We start from the raw sequence: 19,729 nt of genomic DNA, 5'->3' as shown, positions 1-19,729 counted from the left end.
CAACCTCTCCGTTGGCGTTCAGTTGTGTGCGCTCCACGCCCGCCACAGCCGCGCGTAGCGGCCGTCGAAGGCGATGAGCTCGGCATGGGTGCCGTTCTCGACGATGCGGCCGCCGTCCATCACGGCGATCTGGTCGGCCGTGGCGGCCTGAGTCAGTCGATGCGCGACGATCAGCGTGGTGCGCCCCTTGGTTGCCGCGGTGGCGGCCTCCTCGAGTTCGGCGGCGTGTGCGCTTCCCGCCTCGGCGGTCGCCTCGTCGAGCACCACCACCTGGGGGTCGGCCAGCACCAGGCGGGCCATCGCGATGTGCTGGGCTTGCGCGGCGGTCAGCGCGAGGCCCTGTTCGCCGACGGACGTGTCGAGCCCGTCGTCAAGGGCTTCGACCCAGTCCGCGGCGCCGACCGTGCGCAGCGCCGCCCAGATTTCGTCCTCCGTGGCGTCCGGTGCGATGAGCCGCAGGTCGTCGACGAGCGCGCCCGAGAAGACGTGCACCTCCTGGGTGATGGTGGCCACCCAGTGGCGCAGTTGGCCGCGGTCGATCTCGCCGACCGGGACGCCCCCGATGCGGGTCTGTCCACGAATTGGGGCGAGCAGTCCCGCGACGACGGCGGCCAACGTGGTCTTCCCCGCGCCGGTGGTACCGACGAGCGCGCACCTGGTGCCCGCCGGGATGGTCAGCGAAACATCGTGCAGCACTTCGGGTCCGCCGCCGTAGGCAAACGAGACCGCGTCCACCTCGACGTCGGATCCGGCTGGTACCGAAGTCGGTCGATCGGTGTCGGAAGGTATCGGCAGGTCGACGATCCCGACGAGGCGGGCCAGGCAGGCGGCACCTGCCTGGATCTCGTCGAAGTTGTACATCATCAGGCCGATCGGATTGAAGAGCCGGTGAAACAGCAGCGCTGCCGCCGTCGTCTGCCCGACCGTGACCGTGCCCGATTTCACCAGCAGGAACCCGACCACCAAAGTGGCCGTCAGCCCGATGAATTCGGCCCGGTTGACCCGGCTGACGAGGCGGGTGAACAAGAAGAACACGCCGACGGAGATGTCGCGGGCCCGTGCTGACTCCCGCTCGATGTCGCCGAGATGGCGTTCGTGAGTCTCGTAGGCGTCGATGGTCCTTGCGCCCTGAATCGACTCGACGGTGGCCTGGGCGCGGGCGGCGATGGCGATGCGTTGTTCGGCATACATCGGCGAAGACCTCGGCAGGTACCACCACAGCGCAGCGGCGTAGGCGGGGATGCACAGCGCGCCGGCCAACCCGAGCCGCCAGTCGATGCTGGTCATGCCGACCAGCGTCACGACACCGAGAAAGAACGCGTTCATCATGTCCGGCAGGACTTGCGACACCGCCTTCGCGACCGCGCCGACGTCGGCGCCGACGCGGGACAGCAGATCGCCGCGACCGGTCTCCTCGATCATCGTGGCGGGCAGGTTGAGCGCGCGTTCGAGGACGTCCTCGCGCAAGTCGGCCACCGTCTGTTCGCCCAGTCGGGTAACGAGGTACGTGGACAGCCCGGTACCAAGCCCGCCGATGAGGGCTGCCACGCCGATCACGATGGCCAAGCCGATGAGGCTGTCGACCGTGTCGCCGTCGCTGACCCTGTCGACGAGGGTGCCGAGCAGATAGATCGGTACGGTCGCCACACCGGCGGCGCCGAGGCCGACCAGAGCGGCCCCGGCGGCTCCCGCGCGTCGGCGGCGCAGATCGTTCGTGAGCCAGGACCACGTGCGGGTGGTGGTCGCGACCGGCAGCACCGGCGGCGTGATCGATTCGCTGATGGTCACCTTGCGACGACCGTCCGATAGTCCGCATTGGCGTCGACGAGCTCGCTGTGCGAACCCTGCGCCTGGACGCTCCCATCGCCGACGAACACCACTCGGTCGGCAGCGGCGAGCATTGCCGGGCTGCTGGTCACCACGATCGTGGTGCGCCCACCGGCGGTGCGCAGCCGCCGGATGCCGTCGGCGATGGCCTGCTCGGTGACGGCATCCACCGACGTAGTGGGGTCGTGCAACACCAGCACGTCCGGGTCGGCCGCGAGTGCCCTGGCCAGCGTCCAGCGTTGGCGTTGGCCGCCGGAGAGACTGGCTCCACGCTCGACCACCGGGTGGGCCAGGCCGTCGGGGTGTAGCTCGACGACGTCCGTCGCGCAGGACGCTTCCAGGGCGGCTCGGACGGCTGACTCGTCGGCCTCGCCAACGACGGCGAGGTTGGATTCCAGTGTGCCGCTGAAGAGGTCGCTGTTGTGATGTTCGACCAGTAGGCAGGTGCGCCGTTCGCCGTGTGGGAGCTCGCCGATCCGGCGGCCGCCGACGCGCACCGTGCCTGCGTCGTCGGACCTGACGTACCCGGACAGCAGGTCGACCAACGCGGAAGCATCGCGCGCATCAGCGGCCAGCACCGCGACGAACTCGCCCGGCTCGACGTCGAGTGCGACGCCGTCCAATGTCGCGTGCGCGGCCCCGCGGACCGTGAGCCTCCGGGGGTCCGCCCCGGCCGGGGCCGGTATCGGCGTTTCGGGTTGATGGCGAGTGTCCGACGACAGCACGTTCGCCACGCGGTTGGCCGAGCCGCGCGATTCGGCCACCTCGCTTGGCCCGACCGCCAACAGCGAGAAGGGCTCGATGAGGAACTGCGCCAACGCGATCACCGTGATGAGCTGGCCGAGCGATAGGTTCCCCCGCAACGCGAAATAGGCCGCGGCGACCGCGACGGCCATCGCGGCGAGCGCCCCTGCCGCCGCGGCCGCCCCGGCGTGCACGCTCTGGATGCGAGCGGCCCGTAGCGCGGCGGACAGCGACCGTCGACTCGCGACCCGATAACGGGCTGCCGCGTTGGCCTGAGCGCCGATGCCCTGAAGCGGGCGGTGGCCGCTGATGAGATCGGTGGCCAGCGCAGTGGCGCGGCCCACTTCGGCCTGTTGGTGCTCGACGCGCTCCGCGATGATCGGTGCGGTCATCTGCAGTGCGGCGACGACGATTGGCACGCCGATGAGCACCATCAGCCCAAGTGTCGGGTCGATGCTCAGCAAGAGCGCGCCGCAGGCGATCGTCGCGACGATCGCGCCGACGATGCGGGGCAGATAGTCCAGCAGCCAAGCCGTCTCCTCTGCATCGCTCGACGAAATCGAGAGGAGTTCGCCGACCTTGTAGTCGGTTCGGACCCCCAGTCGGTCGAGGATCTTGCGGCTGAGCTCGACGCGCAGCAGATGCGATTCACGGGCGATGGCGAACATCAACAGCCTCGCTCCGAATCGGTACACCAAGGTCAGCACCAGGAACAGGCCGGCGAGCGCCGCGATCCACGTGACGATCGCGCTGGTGGCACCGGTGGCGACGGCGCGGTCGACGATGACACCGATGAGTACCGGCACCGCCACCTCGCAGAGTTGGTGCAGCGAGATCAGCGCGGTTCCGGGGATCAGCCACCGCAGGTTGCGGGACAAGGTGCGGCGCAACACCGTCGCGCCGGTCCAGCGAGTGACGACGTCGTTGGTGACGGCAGCGCTCACGCCGGCGAGGAGGCGTTGGCGGTGGCGTTCATCCGTTCGCGAAGCGACCGGGGACGCATGTCCGCCCACTGCTCGTCGACGTAGCGCAACGCGGCGTCGCGATCGGTGCCGTCGGGCCCGCCGAACGTCACCGTCCACCCGGCTGGCACGTTCGCGAACGTCGGCCAGAGCGAGTACTGCTCCTCGTCGTTCACGAGCACGAGGAATCGGCCCTCCTGGTCGTCAAACGGATTGCTGGACAAAGCGCTTCTCCGTACCTTCGTCGTGGCCGTCTTCACCGCGGGTGTCGTGATGATCGGCTGCCTGAACTACCGGCGGCATCGTGGGTCAGGGTGCCCATCGTGGTCGGAAGGCATGCTATCAAAGGTTAGGCTAACCATTGTCGGCTAGCCCCAAACCTGGGAGGTTCCTGTGCGCGTCGTCATGTTCGGGTATCAGACGTGGGGGCATCGCACCTTGCAGGCGTTGCTCAAGTCACGTCACGAGGTGTGCCTGGTGGTCACACACCCCGCGAGTGACCATGCGTACGAATCGATTTGGGCCGACTCGGTCGAGGACCTTGCGCGCAGCGAGGGCATCGAGGTGTTCCTCGCCAAACGCCCGACCGCGGATCTCATCGCGCGGGTGGCCGCCCTGGCGCCCGACATCATGGTCGCCAACAACTGGCGCACCCGGCTGCCGGAGGAGTTGTTCTCGATCCCGACGCACGGCACCCTCAACCTGCACGACTCGCTGCTTCCGAAGTTCACCGGCTTCTCACCGGTCATCTGGTCGCTGATCAGCGGAGCCAGTCACACCGGCCTGACCGCGCACCTGATGGACGCCGAGTTGGACACCGGTGACGTCCTGGTGCAGCAGGCCGTGGAGATCACCCCGACGAGCACCGGCACCAGCTTGGTGTTCGCCACGTTGGACCTGGTTCCGGACGTGCTGGAGGAGGCGCTCGACGGGCTGGAGTTCGGCACGGCCAAGAAGGTTCCGCAGGATCTGAGTCAGCGCACGTTCTTTCACAAGCGCTCCGACCGCGACGGCGTGGTCGACTGGACCTGGCCGGCGGCCGACATCGAGCGCTTCATCCGGGCGCTGTCCGACCCGTATCCGAACGCGTACACCTACTTTCGTGGCGAGCGGCTGCGGCTCATCTCGTCGCACGTGTCGCGGTGTGCCTACGGTGGCACGCCTGGCCGGGTGTTCATCGAGGAGGACGGCGGGATGGTCATCGTCGCGGGCGCCGAGGCGTACCGCGGGCAGTCGCCGGGCCTGGTGCTCGACGTCGTGCGCACCGGCGACGGTGTCGACCACGAAGCGCTGGCCTACTTCGGGCACGGCGGCGGGTACCTCACCTCCGAGCCGTGACGTGTGGTGACGCCCGTGGCACCACCAGTGGGGTGCCCGTCTGAGGGTCGTCGATGATCTGGCACTTGAGTCCGTAGACGGCCTCGACCAACTCCTCGGTGATCACGTCGCTCGGATCGCCCTGCGCGACAATGCTTCCCGACTTCATCGCGATGATCTGATCGGCGTAGCGGCAGGCATGGTTGAGGTCATGCAAGACGGCGACGACGGTCCGGTGCTGCTCGCGGTTGAGCTTGGCGAACAGGTCGAGCAGTTCCACCTGATGCGCGATGTCGAGGAAGGTGGTCGGCTCGTCGAGCAGTATCAGCGGGGTCTGTTGCGCGAGCACCACCGCCACCCAAACCCGTTGCCGCTGACCACCAGACAGTTCGTCGACGAGCCGCCCGGCCAGCTCGGTCACCGCGGTGGCGCGCATCGCATCGGCGACGGCGGCGTCGTCGTCGGTGGACCACTGCCGCAGCACCTTCTGATGAGGGAACCGCCCACGCGACACGAGGTCGGCGACGCTGATGCCCTCGGGTGCGATCGACGTCTGCGGGAGCAAGCCGAGGCGTCGAGCCACCTCCTTGGTGTGCATGCCGTTGATGTCGTTTCCGTCCAGGATTACCTGTCCACCAGATGGTTTCAGTAGCCGCGCCAGTCCGCGCAGGAGCGTCGACTTGCCGCACGCGTTGGGGCCGACGATGGCGGTGATGCGGCCGTCGAGCACGTCGACGGACAGGTCGGCGATGACGGAATTGTCGTCGTAGCCGATCGAGAGGTGCTCGGCGCGAAGCCGTGAGGTCATTGTGGTGTCACCTTCGTTCGTCACCGTTGACGCGCCTGCGTCACCAGTAGGTAGATCAGGTACGCGCCGCCCAATGACACCGTCACGGTTCCCACCGGCAGTTCGGTTCCGGGGAAGGCCTGTTGGGCAAGGATGTCGCTGACCAACAGCAGCACTGCACCCATCGCCGCGGCAGGCACCAGGGCCACCCCCGGGCTGGCGGTGAGCCGCCGCGCGAGCTGCGGCGCGGCCAGCGCGACGAACGACACGGGGCCTGCCGCCGCGCAGGCCACCGCGACGAGGCCGACCCCGGCAACGAGATAGCCGAGCCGGGCGCGGTCCGGGCGCACGCCCAATGCTCCCGCGGCGTCGTCACCCATCTGCAGCACCGGCAGCTGCGGACCCATGACGACCAGGATCGCCGCAACCACGAGTAGGCACACCGTCATCGGCCAGACCTGCGCCCAGTTCAAGCCGTTCAGCGTGCCCTGTTGCCACACCGCCGCCGTGACCGCGACGTGGTAGTCGAGTTTGATGACGATCCACTGGTTCACCGAGTTCAGCACCGCACTGACCGCGATGCCGACGACGATGAGCCGGTAGCCCGCCAGTCCGTTGCGGTACGACAGCGCGTAGACCGCGACGGCAGTGATCAGCCCGCCGATCAGCGCGCCCGTGGCCACTGCGTAGTAGCCGCCGCCGATGCCGGCGATGACGACAAGGGCTCCGGTGTAGGCGCCCGAATTGATGCCGATGATGTCGGGGCTGCCAAGCGCGTTGCGGGTCAACGCCTGAAAGATCGCACCGGACACGCCTAGCGCCGCGCCGATGAGCAACGCCATCAGCATGCGGGGCATCCGCCACTGAAGCACCACCACCCGGTCGAAGGAGGTGTTGGTGCCCATCAGAACGCCGAGCACGTCGCCGGGTGACACGGTGTACTTGCCGATGCCGATGGCCAGCACGGCGAAGACGACGGCGCCGACTAGCAGTGCCACGACCACCACGAGCGCACGCCACGAAGCCCGCGCCGAGTAGCCGCCGATCCGAACGACGAGCTGGCGCCGACCGAAGTCGACTGTGCTCCTGCGCTTCTCGGTGATCGTCACGAGCGGTCGGCCCCACGCTTCCGGATCAGCCAGATCAACACCGGTGCGCCGAGGAAGGCGGTCACGATGCCTGCGGGCAGCTCGGCGGGCGGGATGATGACGCGCCCGACGACGTCGGCCGCCAACAGCAGGGCGGGTGCCGCGAACGTGGCGTACGCGAGGATCCACCGCCAGTCCGGGCCGGTGAACCGCCGCACCGCGTGCGGCACCATCAATCCGACGAAGCCGATTGGGCCCGCTCCCGCGGTGGCGGCGCCGGCCAGCAGCGTGACCGCGACCAGGCTCAGCGCCTGGGTCCGAGTGACGTTGCCGCCCATGCTCTTTGCCAGGTCCTCGCCGAGCGCGGTGACGTTGAGTGACCTGGCGACGACGACGCACAGAACGACACCGACCGCGATGAACGGGGCGATCGCGGCCGCGACTTCGAGTGAGCGGCCATCGAGTGCGCCGGCGTCCCAGAACCGCATGTTGTCGAAGGCCCGCGGATTGCGCAGTCGCACGGCGAATCCGATGCCGTCCATCACCGCGGCGATCGCCACCCCGGCGAGCAGCACGCGAACGGGCGTGACGGCCGCCCGGCCGGTCATGCCGACCAGGTAGACGAGCACCATCGCGAACAGCGCACCGGCGAACGCGAACCAGATGTAGGTCCAGATGCCGGTCAGGCCAAGGAAGGAGATGGCGCAGACGACGAACAGTGCTGCGCCGGAGTTGATCCCGAGCACCTCGGAGTCGGCCAGCGGATTGCGGCCCACCGCCTGGATCAGCGTTCCCGACAGGCCGAGCGACAGCCCGACGAGCAGGGCGAGCGCCGTGCGCGGAATGCGTAGGTCGTGCACGATCCACTGGTCGCCGACGTCCTGATAGTCGGTGATCGCGTGGAAAACTGTTGCCAGCGAGACACTCTCGGTGCCGATCGCCAGACTCGCCACGCACATCGCGAGCAGCAGGCCCGCGCACGCGAGCAGCCCAAGCACCCGGCTCCGCTGCGTCGGGTAGTGCGTTGCGGGGGTCGGGACGGACGGCGACGTGGCCGGGGCGTGAGCGGTCACGGACTTCAGAGCCCGGCGCGTTCGAGGGCTTCGTCGAATTCCTCGTCGGCCAGTCGCTCGCTCTTGCCGTCGGCCAGGGCGCGCGCCCAGACCGCCTCGACCTCGTCGGCGACGGTGGCGTACTTGGCATCCCAGGTCTCGGAGTCGAACCGCCAGTAGCCGGTGACGTCGAGTTGCTCGACCGACCAACCCAACCCGCGGAAGTGCTTTCGCACCGCCCGGGATTCGGCGGCCTCCCCGGCGAACCAGCAGTAGCCGCGGCCCCGCGGCGGCGTGACGTCGCGGACCAGCTGCGCCAGCCGGCTCGGGGCATGACCGTTTCCCGTGCCGACGCTCGAGACGACGGTGACGTCGGGATGCGACGGCAGGTAGTCGAGGTCGTCGCCGCCGGCCACCTCGACGATCGCGGTGACCGGGATGCCGCCTGGGAGCTCTTCGATGATGCGGGCGGCGGCGGGCAGTCCGGAAAGGTCGGCGACCAACAGCTGCCAATCGGTCGTCGGCTCGGGGCGGTACCACGACCGGGCATGGTCGAGTCCGACGCGGTCGCCGGGCTCGGCGGTGTTGGCCCACGTCGTCCCTGGGCCGCGCGCGTGCAGCACGACGTCGATGTCGATCGAGTCACCATCGTGGCGCCGGACGGAGTAGTTGCGGCCCTCGCTACCGGACGCGTCGTCGAGGTAGCGGGTGCCGTCCGGCGCCACGACGGGAAAGTAGACGCCGACGGCGGAGTCGCCGCCCGGCTGCACCGCGAGGGCTGCGGGGTCTTCGACGTGGAGTCTGACGCGGCGGATGCGGGGGCTCAGCTGCGTCGTCTCGGTGACGGAGGCGTACGAGAAGCTCATTGAGCGTAGGGTAACCTAACCCGCCGCCTGCGCGGACGTCCGGGCTCCAGCATCCGAGCCCGTTGAGGTAGCGCTAGCGGCAACGAAGTGCGAGTGACAGTCGCAGCCAGCGCTATGTCAACAGGGATGTGGGCGAGCTCAGACGCCGACGGCGCGCTCCAGGTCGGCCAGCGAATCCTCCAAATGCAGCAGCAGCCGTTGCAGGTGCGGAACGTTGCGGCGGCAGCCGACGAGCCCGAAGTCGAGGTTGTCGGCGTTGTTGGTCAGCGTGATGTTGAGCGCCTGCCCGTCGAGTGGGATCGAGAGCGGGTAGTTGCCGTCCAGCCGCGCGCCGCCCCAGTACATCGGTTCGCGGGCGCCGGGCACGTTGGAGATGACGATGTTGAACGGCGGCGGCGCCGACGACACGAACCCCGGCACCACCCCGAGTGCCATCCCGGACATCAGGAATGCCGACAAGGCGAGTGCCTGCGACGTCGACAGGTCGGCGAACACCTTCTTGTTGTCGCGCATCGACGTACTGATCGACTCCAGCCGCTGGGCCGGATCCTCGAGGTGGGTGGCGAGGTTGCACAGGATGGTGCCGACCATGTTGCCGCCCGCGTCCTGGTTGTCCTTGGAGCGCAGGCTCAGCGGAACCATGGCGATCAGCGGAGTGTCGGGCAGCGCGTCGTGCTCGCCGAGGTACCCCCGCAGTGCCCCCGCGCACATGGCCAGGACGACGTCGTTCACCGTCACGCCCGCCGCGGTCTTGATGGCCCGGATACGCGCCAATGGCCACGACTGCGCGGCGACGCGCCGTGCGCCGCCGATGGGCACGTTGAACATCGTCTTCGGCGCCCGGAACGGCATGGTCAGTTCTTGCTCGAAGAGTGCGGCCCTGGCCACCCCCAAGGCCGAAGGGCCAAGTCCGGCAACCGTTCCCACGGTGTCGACCAATGACCGCAACGGCGAGCGCGACGCCGGCGCCTTCGAGCGCTTCTTGGGTCCCAATGTCCAAGGCACCCGCAACTCGAGGTCGTCCGGGTCGGTGGTCAACGCGCGCATCAGCAACCGTTGTGCGGAGATCCCGTCGACGAGCGCGTGCTGGAACTTGACGTACACGGCGAAGCGCCCGTCGTCGAGGCCTTCGATCAGATGCGCCTCCCACAACGGCCGGTGCCGGTCGAGCAGCGTCCCGTGCATCCGTGACGTGAGTTCGAGCAGGTCCCGCACCCGGCCCGGACGCGGCAGGGCCGACCGCCGCAGGTGGTAGTCGATGTCGACGTCGTCGTCGAAGTCCCACGTCACGCTCGAGAAGCCGCCGAACATGCGCCCCGGGTGTTTGCGGAAGGTGGGTTGGAAGTCGTCGCGCTTGACGATCTCCTCGTAGATGTTGCGCACGAAGTCGGAGCCCGCGTCGGCCGGTGGCTCGAACAACTGCAGACCACCGACGTGCATGGGGTGTTCGCGAGACTCGCCGACCAAGAACATGGCGTCGGTGGGCGAGATCAGTTTCATGTTGCGTGACGTTACCCACGGGAGCTGTGAGTAAGTGAGCGCAACCACGAATGTGTAGCGCGAAAGTTACCGGTGGGTAGTCTTGACCACAGGTGAGCACCGGCGGAGGGCATTCCATGACGGATCTGAAGTTCATCGACATCCACGGCGAGCGAATCGCCTACCGCGACGCGGGCCAGGGCGAGGCACTGCTGCTCATCCATGGAATGGCGGGCAGTTCGCAGACTTGGCGCGCGATCATGCCGCAGCTGGCCAAGAAGTACCGGGTGGTGGCACCCGACCTGCTGGGCCATGGGCAATCGTCCAAGCCGCGTTCGGACTACTCGCTCGGCGCCTTCGCCGTCGGCCTCCGCGATTTGCTCGACGAGCTCGAGATCGAGTCCGCGACGGTCGTCGGCCACTCGCTCGGTGGCGGCGTCGCCATGCAGTTCCTCTACCAGCATCCCGACTACTGTCGTCGGCTCGTGCTGATCAGTAGCGGCGGACTGGGGCAGGACGTGGGTTTGATTCTGCGGCTGCTGTCGGCGCCCGGCGCAGAGCTGGTGATGCCGATCATCGCGCCGTCGCCCGTGCTGCGCGCCGGAAATGCGGTGCGGTCGTTTCTGAGTTCGCGCGGACTTCGCTCGCCGCGCGGCGCCGAGATCTGGAATGCCTACTCGTCGTTCTCCGACCCGCAGACCCGGGATGCCTTCCTGCGTACGCTGCGGTCGGTCGTCGACTACCGGGGGCAAGCGGTCAGCGCGCTCAACAGGCTGGCGCTGCGCGCCGAGCTGCCGACCCTGGCGATCTGGGGCGAAGAAGACACGATCATTCCGGTTGACCACGGCTACGCCGCGTTGGAGGCCAGGCCGGACTGCCGCCTCGAGGTGCTCCCCGACGTGGGCCACTTCGCCCACGTCGAAGCGCCCGAGAAAGTCGCCGATCTCATCGACGAGTTCATCACGGCGACGGCGCAGCCGACGCAGCCGGTCGTGCACGGCGGCTGAGCGAGGCAGCGGGGGTTGTCGGCGCGTCGCGCCGGGTATACGTCGGGTGTGGTGAACGAGCACGACGACATCGCGGCGCGCGGGGCGGGAATCGACGACGGGACCGTCGAAGCGGTCGGCAAGGTTTCCGAAGCCCTCGAGTGCGTCGAGCGGGCCCGCGGCCATCTCTACACCTTCCACCAGCTGATCGGACACGCCCACCTGCTCCTGGGTGAGGCCTGCGAGGACCTGGCCGCCGCCGGGCACCCGGAGGTGGCCGAGCGGCTGCAGACCGAGCTCGTCGGTCGCAACGTGCTGCAGGGCCGGTGGACGTTCCAAGTCGTCGAGGAGTTCGACGACGGCTACTGGTCGGAGTTCCGTGCGCACGAACGCCGCGTCCGCGACGAACTGCAAGGCGGCGAGCGGCACGTGTTCGAGGCTCGCTGCAAGGAGCAGCGTCGAACCAAGGGGCGCCCAGGTCACGAGGCCAACCCGTAGTCGACTTCGCGATCCACGTTTGGGCGCCGCTCGGCGGGGCACCCTGCACTACAGATGGCGACTTCAGGAGGTTTCGGCATGCCCAACGCGTCGATCAAGGACCAAGAGCTCTACGAGGAGCTGCGCGACCACGGCGACTCGAAGGAGAAGGCGGCGCGCATCTCGAACTCCGCGGCCGCGCGGGGGCGATCGACCATCGGGCGTAGAGGCGGCAGATCCGGGGCCTATGACTCATGGACGGTGCCCGAATTACGGAAGCGCGCAAAGGAACTCGGCATGACGCGCTATTCCGCGTTGAGCAAGAGTGACTTGATCTTCGAGCTGCGCAACCACTGAGCGGGCCCGAGGCCCACGTCGTCGACGACGCTGCGTCAGCGGTAGGGGCCGCGGCGGCCAAGGGTTTCCACCGGGGTGGCGCCGGGGCGGGCCCACTGCGGCACGGGGCGGCTGGTCGGGCCCCAGGTGATGTTCCCGTCCGCGTCCGTGCGCCAGCTGCTGAGGCCTTGGCGCCAGCCCTGCGGGCTGTCCTCCCAATCCTCCGCGCGGCCATGGGCCGTCATGTCGAGCACGCCGACAGAGGCATTCAGCCGCTCGGTGCCACGCCCCGTCGTTGAGTAGGTGAGGAACGCGCGGTCGCCGTCGCGCAGGAAGCAGGAGAGGTATCCCATCTCGCCGCCGACCGGCTCGTCGACGTCGCGTACCGAGTACCACGGCTGGGTGTAACCCATGAACTCGACGAAAGCGGCCACCTCGTCCCACCGGCCCGCGGTCAGGATGGCGAACGAGACGCCGCGGGCGTTGAGGTAGGTGGCGTCCGCCAGGTGCCAGGCCGTGGTGGTGCAGCCCTCGCATTGCCCCTGGTGCGGTCCTCCGTCGTACCACATGTGCTTGTAGACCGCGAGCTCGTCGCGGCCTTCGAACAGGTCTAAGAACGGGACGGGGCCGTCGGGCCCGACGACCTCGACCGTTGCGTCGAGCTCCACCATGGGGAGCCGGCGGCGGGCCGCGGCGATGGCGTCGCCCTCGCGGGTGTGCGCCTTCTCGCGGACCAGCAGCTCGTCACGGGCGGTCTGCCAGGTGTCTAGGTCAACGACGGGCGGGCGGCCGGGAAGCGCAGTGATCGGGTCGTTCGGCGTGGTCGTCATGGTTGTCCTCGGGGCAATCTAGAAGGTGACGATCAAGACGACCACCGCCGCCAACACGACCGCCCACGCAATCATGGGGATGACGTAACCCAGGCGACGGCGCGCGGTGAAGAAGGACAGCAGGATCGCCACGACGGCGACGATCGGGGTTCCGTAGAGGATGAGTCCGAAGACCGTCTCGCCGGGACCGAGGTCGTCGCACATGCGGTCGGTGCATCCCGCGGTGCCGAGAACCTTGAGATAGGCGAACGCCACGACCGCTAGCGCCCCCACCAAGGACAGCACCGCGAGAATCCAGTTCGCGAAGGCTCTGCCGGTGTGAGCGTGCCCAGACTCGGCGCCCCGGTCCTCTACTGCGGCTCGCTCGTCGTGCTCAACGTCGTGCGCCGACATGTCGCTCGCCTCCCCGCGCCTCGGTGGAACGTCTTTGTCGGGGCTTACCCGCGTGGCGCGGCGCCCAACCCGGTCTTTCCCAGTTTCTCGGCCGACCTAGCGGGGTAATCCCCGTGCCATGACCTACGAGCGGGCGGTCGTCGTGATCCCCGCGCACAACGAGCTGACCCAGCTCCCGAACTGCCTCAAGGCCATCGTGACGGCTGCGGCATGTGTTCACTTTCCGGTTTCGATCGTCGTCGTGCTCGACGCCTGCGACGACGACAGCCGGAAGCTGGCAGGACGATTCGGCTCCGATGTACACCTGGTCGAAGTCGACGTTCGCAACGTAGGAGCGGCCCGTCGGGCCGGTTTCGAGTACGCGCGGCAGTTCTGTGCGGTGCAGCTGACCGACGATTCGCGCATTTGGTACGCCACCACCGACGCCGATACCGTCGTCGACGCGGACTGGTTGGTGCGACAAGTGGAGTCCGCGGCGGACGTGGTTCTTGGAGTGGTCCGCATCTCGAACTGGCGACGCATTCCCGCCGCGGCGGCCCGCCGCTATCTCGCGGCGTACCGCTCCAAGCGGCGCGCCGGCGGACACGGCCACGTCCACGGCGCCAACATGGGCTTCAACGCCGAAGCATATTGGCGGGTAGGCGGATTCGCAGCGCTGGCCAGCGCGGAGGACGTCGACCTGGTACGTCGGTTCGAGGCCGCGGGGTTCCGGATCGACCGCGACGACGAGCTGTCCGTCGTGACGTCGGCGCGGCAAGTCGGCCGCGCGCCGAGGGGGTTCGCCAAACACCTGAGGTCCCTGGTCCCGCGGGCGCGTGGGGGAGTGGCATGACCGCCGAATTGATCTGGCGCTGGCTGGAAGCCGGCGAACTAGAGCTCCCCTTACCCGGCTCCGGCCACACGTGCCGGAGGTGGTCGAAGCTGGCCGCGCTCACCGAGCACGACGTCGTCGCCGGGCGCTTGGCCGAAGCGCACGCCGACGCCGCGGCGATCCTCGCCGAATTGAGCGGACCGACCCCGCAGCGCGGGCAGTTGTGGGGAGTATGGGCTGCCGAGGCGCCAGACGCAGTGGTCGTCGCCCACCACGACGCAAAGGGCATTCAACTCGAGGGCACGAAGGCCTGGTGCTCGGGAGCTGGGTTGTGCACGCACGCGTTGGTCACGGCCCGCCGCGAGGACGACATGCGCGGGCTCTACGCCGTCGATCTGAAACAGCCCCAGGTGATTCCGCTGACACGCAGCTGGCGCAACGCGGGCATGTGCGACAGTGACACGCGGTCCGTCCAGTTCACGAACGCTCCCGCGGTGGAGGTCGGGGAGCCGGGACGATACCTGGACCGAGCCGGCTTTTGGCACGGCGCGATCGGAGTCGCCGCGTGCTGGCTGGGTGGGGCGCGGGGGGTCGCCGCTCCGCTGTACCACGCCGTCGGCGACGAACACAGCAGCGTGTCGCGCGACGCCCACGCGCACGCCCACCTCGGTGCCGTCGACGCGGCGCTCGCCGGTGCCGAGGCGATGCTGTGGTCTGCGGCCGCCTACGTGGACGCGACACCGCAGGACGGACGGGCCGAACTGATCGCACGACGGGTTCGCGCCGTCGTCGAGCATGCCGTCGACGAGGCGATCACCAGGACCGGAAGGGCTTTGGGCCCAACGCCGTTGGCTCTGGACACCAAGCACGCGCAGCGCGTCGCCGATCTGACGATGTACGTGCGGCAGAGCCACGCCGAACGCGATCTTGCAGCACTGGGACGGGCGGCGGCCCGATGAGGGCGGCGTCGCTCGGCAACGGGTCCAGGTTCGCAGCGCGACCGGTGGCCTCCGGCGGTACCCCGACCAAGACCTGGCTCGACTGGCGTCGAGAATGGCCCGAATTGGAGCTCGATGCGTGTCCAGGGCTGGTGCTGGTCGCGGCGCACCCGGACGACGAGACGCTCGGTTTCGGGGCGGCGGCGGCGACGCTGCGAGCGCGCGGCGTCGACGTCCGGGTAGTTTCGGTGAGCGACGGTGGAGGCGGCTACCTAAACCTCTCGCCGCTGGAACGGACGTGGCTGGAACGCGACCGGCGGGCCGAACTGCGCAACGCGACACGTCTTTTGGGGCTTCCGGAGCCGATCCACCTAGGCCTCCCCGACGGTCGGCTCGACGCGCACGAGGCTGAGTTGACGACATTTCTGACCGACCTGCTCGAATCCGACCCCAACGACTCGTGGTGCGCGGCGACGTGGTCCGGCGACGGGCACCCCGACCACGAGGCGGTGGGACGCGCGGCCGTCGATGCGGCGCAGCGCGCCGGGACGGTGGTGCTGGAGTACCCGGTGTGGATGTGGCACTGGGCGCAGCCTGACGACGTCGACGTGCCGTGGCATCGGATGGTCACCGTTCCGCTAGAGCGCGGGGCGCTCGCGCGTAAGCGGCGCGCCGTCAATGCCTTTGTAACGCAGCTGAACCCGTACGAGCAGGGCGTCGACCCGGTGCTGCCGCCCTTCGTCGTGCACCGCTTGATGGCGATGGGGGAGGTGGCGTTCCGGTGATGGAGCGATTGCCCGACGAGTACTTCACCGACATGTACGCCGAGGCGGCGGACCCGTGGCGGCTCGCGGAACGCTGGTACGAGCGGCGCAAGTACGCCATCACCGTCGCCGTGTTGCCGCGACCGGCGTACCGCCACGCCTTCGAGCCGGGTTGCTCGATCGGCGTGCTCACCGAGTTGCTCACCGGACGGTGCGACCACGTGACGGCCACCGACGTCGCTGCGGAGGCGCTCGACTCTGCGGCGGCCCGGCTGGAGCGAGCGGGTCTGCGCGACCGAGTCACCTTGTGCCGCATGTCGATCGACTCGGAGTGGCCAGCCGAGGACTTCGACCTCGTCGTGCTGTCCGAGGTGGCCTACTACCTCAGCGCGACGACGCTGCGCGCCGTGCTGGACCGGGAGTGCGCCCGGCTTGCACCGGGTACGACCGTCGTCGCGTCGCACTGGCGGCACCGCGTGGCTGACTACCCGCTGACCGGCGACGAAGCGAACGCGGTGATTGGCGAGACCGACGAGCTGCATCAGACGGCGCGGTACTCGGACGACGACGTCGTCATCACGGTGTTCGGCAAGGGGTCCGCTCAGTCGGTGGCCGCCAGGTGCGGCGTACCCGGCGCGGACTAGGTCTGGGGAAGCGGCCTCAGGTGACTCCGGGGCGCACGGCTGACTACGGCGATCGCGCTCTCCAGCGTGTCGGCGACCGGCAGGCCCTGCTGCGGATCGCAGATGCGCAGCATCCTGGACACCTCGGCGCCGGGCACGAGCACCCAGTTGACGTCCCGGCGCGAGCAGGTCACGTTGACGTAGTGCAGGGCCGAGAATCCCGGGGTGCCGAAGAACGTCAGCCCGCGAAGGTCGACGATCAGCCGGCGCTTCCCGGCGAGGACTTGTTCGATGTACCCGGCGAGGCCGCGGGCGTTGGAGGCGTCGATCTCCCCGTCGGAGGTGACGAGCACCATCGTCGATCCGATGAGCGAGCTAGTGAACCGCGTCGGTCTGTGCGGCGCACCTATGGGGAGTTTTTCACTCGTAGTGAAGGCTGCGGACATGGTGAACCTCTGTCAGTCGAGGGTGTTCCCACTGAGGGTCACGCCAAGCTATTGGGCTCAGTTTCCTACGGCTGTGGACTCAACCTGTAGTGAACGGTAGTACGAATCCCTGACCAGCACAATGACAGTTAGACATGGCTAATCATTGCCGTTTGCACCGGCAATTCCGCGTGCGTCGACCAGCCCCTCATGGCACCGGGAGTCAACTCGGGCAACCGATTCCGAAGTCCCACGTGCCTGCCGCACGCTGCCCGGTTTGCGCTTGGCGCGCACGGGTATCCCACGCGTGCGCGAGAGGCAGTGGAGACCATGGGCGTCGACGTAGACCATCCCGAGGAGGACCAGCAATGGGACTCCGATCGCCGGTCCGAAACCGCGACCGAGCGCCTGGACCGGAATTGGGGGAGTCTGCTCCAGGAACTCCGCGTGGTCCAGACCGGCGTGCAGCTACTGACGGGCTTCTTGCTCACGCTCCCCTTTCAGCAACGGTTCGACGTGCTCGACGGTGACGTGCGCGTCTTGTACCTGGCCACCGTGTCGTGCGCGGTGGCATCGACGGTGCTGCTGGTCGCGCCCGTGGGCATGCATCGCGTGCTCTTCCGCCAGCGCCGACTCAAGGCGCTGGTGTCGGTTGCGCACCGGTTGGCGTATGCGGGGCTGCTCTTGCTGGGCCTGGCGCTGGCGGGGATGACGGTGATCATCTTCGCGGCGGTCGCGGATCGAACCGCGGGGTTGGTAGCTGGCGTGGTGGCACTCATCGTGATCGTCGCGTGTTGGGTGGCTTTGCCGTTCGTGATGAGGGCGCGCCCAGACTGACCACGCGTCACATTCGTTACCAAAGGTAACTATTTTCCGAAATCCGGAATACCCGGTGTAGCCGGGCGTGCTGTCGCTGACATGAACACGACAAACATCAAGCCCATCGCAACGATCGCAGCAAGCGCACTGGTGGCCGCGGCCGCCGTCGCCGCGATGGTCGTACAGGGCGCCCCGGAGTCCGGCACCATGGCCGGCGACATGTCGACGGGCGTCACCGTCACCGCCGGCACGCCGGTCAGCGCAGACGCGATCCCCGAAGCCAAGCCCGCCATCAAAGGTCCTGCCCCGCTTCCCACCGAGGAGCAGGGCCTGCCCGGGTAGTCGCTGGTCGTTGCCTGCCACCGCGGCCACGCCGTAGCCTCGGGTCGTGGTGGGATCCGCCGCCGTCAGCGTCGAGGACCTGGCCGGCCTGGAGTTCTTCGCCAGCTGCCCGAAGGAGTCGCTCGGGCCGCTGGCTCAAGAGTTGCGTCCCGTGAGCGCCGCCCCGGGGCAGGTATTGATGCGCCAGGGTGAGCATGCGGTGTCGTTTCTACTCATCGGCTCGGGGCACGCCGCGATCACCCATGCGGGCTCCGACGGCGAGAACGTCGCCGTCGAAGTCGGGCCCGGCCTCATCGTCGGCGAGATGGCGCTGCTGCGCGACACCACCCGCAACGCGACGGTGACGGCCCGCGACCAACTCGACGGCTGGGTTGGCGGGCGTGAGGCGTTCGCGTCGATGCTCGACGTGCCCTGCATGGAGGCCAAGCTGCTGCGCACGGCACGCCAGCGGCTGGCAAGCTACCTCACCCCGATCCCGGTCACCATGCGCGACGACACCGTCCTGTACCTGCGCCCCGTGCTTCCCGGCGACAACGCGCGCGTCGTCCGCGGGCCGGTCCAATTCTCGAGTGACACGTTCTACCGGCGTTTCCAGACCACCCGCAGCCCCACGCGTTCGCTGATGACGTACCTGTTCGAAGTCGACTACGTCGACCACTTCGTCTGGGTCGTCACCGACGGTCCCGACGGGTCCGTGGTGGCCGACGCTCGGTTCGTCCGCGACGAAGCAGACCCGTCCGTCGCCGAGGTCGCGTTCATCGTCGGCGACGACTATCAAGGCCGGGGTGTCGGGACGTTCTTGATGGACGCGTTGTCGGTCGCGGCGCGCAGCGACGGGGTGCAGCGGTTCACGGCCCGCGTGCTGTCGGACAATTACCCGATGCGAGTGATTCTCGACCGATACGGCGCCGAGTGGCACCGCGACGACCAAGGGGTGGTGACGACGAGCATCGACGTGCCCACGCTTCGCGAACTGACGATCTCGCCCGCGACATATCGCCAAATACGTTCCTTGGCAAGGCAAGTGATGCGAGCGTTCGGGTGACGCGCCCCCCGCTCAACAAGGACACCCGGCTGTGCATCTCGCTTGCGGCGCGCCCGAGCAACATCGGCACCCGGTTCCACAACCACCTCTACGACCAGCTGGGCCTCGACTTCGTCTACAAGGCGTTCACCACCACCGACATCGTCGCGGCGATCGGGGGCGTGCGTGCCCTCGGCATCCGCGGTTGCTCGGTGTCGATGCCGTTCAAGGAGGACGTCATCGCGCTGGTCGACGACGTCGAAGCGTCGGCGCGGGTCATCCATTCGGTGAACACTATCGTCAACGACGACGGGCAGCTCACCGCGTCGAACACCGACTACCTGGCCGTGCAGCGGCTCATCGACGAACACCGACTGGATTCGACTGGGACCGTGCTGATTCGGGGCAGCGGGGGCATGGCCAGCGCCGTGGGCGCGGCGTTCCGCGACCACGGATTCGGCACGGGGATCGTCGTCGCCCGCAATGGCGCCGCGGGCCGCGCGCTGGCCGAGCGGCTCGGTTACGACTACGCCGCCGAGGTGGGCGACCGCACCGCGTCGGTCATCGTCAACGTCACGCCCATCGGCATGGCCGGTGCGCCCGAGGCCTCCGAGCCCGCGTTCGACGACTCGACGATTGCCAAGGCGCACACCGTCTTCGACGTCGTCGCACTGCCGTCGGAGACGCCGTTGATCACCGCGGCGCGCGCGGCGGGCGTCGACGTCATCACCGGTGCCGAGGTGATCGCATTGCAGGCGGCCGAGCAGTTCGAGCGGTACACCGGGGTGCGGCCAACGCCCGAACAGGTGGCGGAGGCGTCGGCGATCTCCCGGGCGTGA

23 protein-coding genes are annotated in these 19,729 nt (G+C 68.5%); 12 read left to right on the top strand and 11 right to left on the bottom strand.

What is annotated here, in order from left to right:
• Positions 1-18 precede the first annotated feature (18 nt).
• Genes SLQ33_RS14880 through SLQ33_RS14870 form a run of 3 tightly spaced genes read right to left on the bottom strand, consistent with a single transcriptional unit; the run spans position 19 to position 3,757 of the window.
• Complete coding sequence (locus tag SLQ33_RS14880; RefSeq protein ID WP_319454629.1) at positions 19-1,788, bottom strand: ABC transporter ATP-binding protein; 1,770 nt, start codon at positions 1,786-1,788, stop codon at positions 19-21.
• Positions 1,785-3,515 (bottom strand): ABC transporter ATP-binding protein, encoded by a 1,731-nt coding sequence (locus tag SLQ33_RS14875; RefSeq protein WP_319454628.1) that lies wholly within the window; start codon positions 3,513-3,515, stop codon positions 1,785-1,787. The genes SLQ33_RS14880 and SLQ33_RS14875 overlap by 4 nt, the downstream gene beginning before the upstream one ends.
• On the bottom strand, positions 3,512-3,757 hold the full coding sequence (locus tag SLQ33_RS14870) for an MbtH family protein (RefSeq protein ID WP_319454627.1): 246 nt from the start codon (positions 3,755-3,757) through the stop codon (positions 3,512-3,514). The genes SLQ33_RS14875 and SLQ33_RS14870 overlap by 4 nt, the downstream gene beginning before the upstream one ends.
• Positions 3,758-3,926: 169 nt before the next feature.
• On the opposite strand from SLQ33_RS14870, the gene SLQ33_RS14865 reads away from it, so the two are divergent.
• The gene (locus SLQ33_RS14865) at positions 3,927-4,871 is read left to right on the top strand and encodes a methionyl-tRNA formyltransferase (RefSeq protein WP_319454626.1); all 945 of its coding nucleotides are present in this window, start codon (positions 3,927-3,929) and stop codon (positions 4,869-4,871) included.
• On the opposite strand, the gene SLQ33_RS14860 is transcribed toward SLQ33_RS14865, so the two are convergent.
• The 5 genes from SLQ33_RS14860 to SLQ33_RS14840 form a co-directional block, all read right to left on the bottom strand.
• The gene (locus SLQ33_RS14860; RefSeq protein ID WP_319454625.1) at positions 4,855-5,658 is read right to left on the bottom strand and encodes an ABC transporter ATP-binding protein; all 804 of its coding nucleotides are present in this window, start codon (positions 5,656-5,658) and stop codon (positions 4,855-4,857) included. The two genes, SLQ33_RS14865 and SLQ33_RS14860, sit on opposite strands and share 17 nt — an antisense overlap.
• Before the next feature lie 20 nt (positions 5,659-5,678).
• Positions 5,679-6,740, bottom strand: coding sequence for a FecCD family ABC transporter permease (locus SLQ33_RS14855; RefSeq protein WP_319454748.1), 1,062 nt, complete (start codon positions 6,738-6,740; stop codon positions 5,679-5,681).
• A 2-nt stretch (positions 6,741-6,742) separates the two neighbouring features.
• Positions 6,743-7,723 carry a FecCD family ABC transporter permease gene (locus SLQ33_RS14850; RefSeq protein ID WP_413467655.1) on the bottom strand — a complete coding sequence of 327 codons (981 nt, stop codon included), beginning with the start codon at positions 7,721-7,723 and terminating at the stop codon, positions 6,743-6,745.
• Positions 7,724-7,803: 80 nt separating this feature from the next.
• Positions 7,804-8,643 (bottom strand): siderophore-interacting protein, encoded by an 840-nt coding sequence (locus SLQ33_RS14845; RefSeq protein WP_319454623.1) that lies wholly within the window; start codon positions 8,641-8,643, stop codon positions 7,804-7,806.
• A 138-nt stretch (positions 8,644-8,781) separates the two neighbouring features.
• Positions 8,782-10,143, bottom strand: a complete 1,362-nt coding sequence (locus SLQ33_RS14840) for a wax ester/triacylglycerol synthase family O-acyltransferase (protein ID WP_319454622.1) — start codon at positions 10,141-10,143, stop codon at positions 8,782-8,784.
• Between the two features lie 116 nt (positions 10,144-10,259).
• On the opposite strand from SLQ33_RS14840, the gene SLQ33_RS14835 reads away from it, so the two are divergent.
• The 3 genes from SLQ33_RS14835 to SLQ33_RS14825 all read left to right on the top strand — a co-directional run bounded on the left by SLQ33_RS14835 (position 10,260) and on the right by SLQ33_RS14825 (position 11,942).
• Positions 10,260-11,129 carry an alpha/beta fold hydrolase gene (locus SLQ33_RS14835; protein WP_319454621.1) on the top strand — a complete coding sequence of 290 codons (870 nt, stop codon included), beginning with the start codon at positions 10,260-10,262 and terminating at the stop codon, positions 11,127-11,129.
• A 48-nt stretch (positions 11,130-11,177) separates the two neighbouring features.
• Positions 11,178-11,606, top strand: a complete 429-nt coding sequence (locus tag SLQ33_RS14830) for a hypothetical protein (protein ID WP_319454620.1) — start codon at positions 11,178-11,180, stop codon at positions 11,604-11,606.
• Positions 11,607-11,684: 78 nt separating this feature from the next.
• Positions 11,685-11,942, top strand: a complete 258-nt coding sequence (locus tag SLQ33_RS14825; protein ID WP_319454619.1) for a Rho termination factor N-terminal domain-containing protein — start codon at positions 11,685-11,687, stop codon at positions 11,940-11,942.
• A gap of 35 nt (positions 11,943-11,977) precedes the next feature.
• Here SLQ33_RS14825 and SLQ33_RS14820 read toward each other — a convergent pair whose 3' ends face one another.
• The gene (locus SLQ33_RS14820) at positions 11,978-12,751 is read right to left on the bottom strand and encodes a DUF899 family protein (RefSeq protein WP_319454618.1); all 774 of its coding nucleotides are present in this window, start codon (positions 12,749-12,751) and stop codon (positions 11,978-11,980) included.
• An 18-nt stretch (positions 12,752-12,769) separates the two neighbouring features.
• On the bottom strand, positions 12,770-13,144 hold the full coding sequence (locus tag SLQ33_RS14815; RefSeq protein WP_319454617.1) for a hypothetical protein: 375 nt from the start codon (positions 13,142-13,144) through the stop codon (positions 12,770-12,772).
• 118 nt (positions 13,145-13,262) lie between these two features.
• Here SLQ33_RS14815 and SLQ33_RS14810 point away from each other — a divergent pair, with 118 nt between their 5' ends.
• Genes SLQ33_RS14810 through SLQ33_RS14795 form a run of 4 tightly spaced genes read left to right on the top strand, consistent with a single transcriptional unit; the run spans position 13,263 to position 16,301 of the window.
• Positions 13,263-13,976, top strand: a complete 714-nt coding sequence (locus SLQ33_RS14810) for a glycosyltransferase (RefSeq protein ID WP_319454616.1) — start codon at positions 13,263-13,265, stop codon at positions 13,974-13,976.
• Positions 13,973-14,914, top strand: a complete 942-nt coding sequence (locus tag SLQ33_RS14805) for an acyl-CoA dehydrogenase (RefSeq protein ID WP_319454615.1) — start codon at positions 13,973-13,975, stop codon at positions 14,912-14,914. Before SLQ33_RS14810 ends, SLQ33_RS14805 begins: the two co-directional genes overlap by 4 nt.
• Complete coding sequence (locus tag SLQ33_RS14800) at positions 14,911-15,678, top strand: PIG-L deacetylase family protein (RefSeq protein WP_319454614.1); 768 nt, start codon at positions 14,911-14,913, stop codon at positions 15,676-15,678. Before SLQ33_RS14805 ends, SLQ33_RS14800 begins: the two co-directional genes overlap by 4 nt.
• A complete protein-coding gene (locus SLQ33_RS14795) occupies positions 15,678-16,301 on the top strand; it encodes an SAM-dependent methyltransferase (protein ID WP_319454747.1) in 624 nt (207 codons plus the stop codon). The genes SLQ33_RS14800 and SLQ33_RS14795 overlap by 1 nt, the downstream gene beginning before the upstream one ends.
• Here SLQ33_RS14795 and SLQ33_RS14790 read toward each other — a convergent pair.
• Positions 16,298-16,636, bottom strand: coding sequence for an STAS domain-containing protein (locus SLQ33_RS14790; RefSeq protein WP_319454613.1), 339 nt, complete (start codon positions 16,634-16,636; stop codon positions 16,298-16,300). The two genes, SLQ33_RS14795 and SLQ33_RS14790, sit on opposite strands and share 4 nt — an antisense overlap.
• A 399-nt stretch (positions 16,637-17,035) precedes the next feature.
• On the opposite strand from SLQ33_RS14790, the gene SLQ33_RS14785 reads away from it, so the two are divergent.
• The 4 genes from SLQ33_RS14785 to SLQ33_RS14770 all read left to right on the top strand — a co-directional run bounded on the left by SLQ33_RS14785 (position 17,036) and on the right by SLQ33_RS14770 (position 19,729).
• The gene (locus SLQ33_RS14785; RefSeq protein WP_319454612.1) at positions 17,036-17,542 is read left to right on the top strand and encodes a DUF6328 family protein; all 507 of its coding nucleotides are present in this window, start codon (positions 17,036-17,038) and stop codon (positions 17,540-17,542) included.
• Positions 17,543-17,623: 81 nt separating this feature from the next.
• A complete protein-coding gene (locus SLQ33_RS14780; RefSeq protein WP_319454611.1) occupies positions 17,624-17,866 on the top strand; it encodes a hypothetical protein in 243 nt (80 codons plus the stop codon).
• Between the two features lie 46 nt (positions 17,867-17,912).
• Positions 17,913-18,911 carry a GNAT family N-acetyltransferase gene (locus SLQ33_RS14775; RefSeq protein WP_319454610.1) on the top strand — a complete coding sequence of 333 codons (999 nt, stop codon included), beginning with the start codon at positions 17,913-17,915 and terminating at the stop codon, positions 18,909-18,911.
• Positions 18,908-19,729 carry a shikimate 5-dehydrogenase gene (locus tag SLQ33_RS14770; protein WP_319454609.1) on the top strand — a complete coding sequence of 274 codons (822 nt, stop codon included), beginning with the start codon at positions 18,908-18,910 and terminating at the stop codon, positions 19,727-19,729. Before SLQ33_RS14775 ends, SLQ33_RS14770 begins: the two co-directional genes overlap by 4 nt.

The organism is Mycobacterium sp. RTGN6 (assembly GCF_033804605.1).
GTDB lineage: Bacteria > Actinomycetota > Actinomycetes > Mycobacteriales > Mycobacteriaceae > Mycobacterium.
Note: the sequence above shows the minus strand (reverse complement) of the source record. Positions and strands in the feature narration are given on the sequence as shown.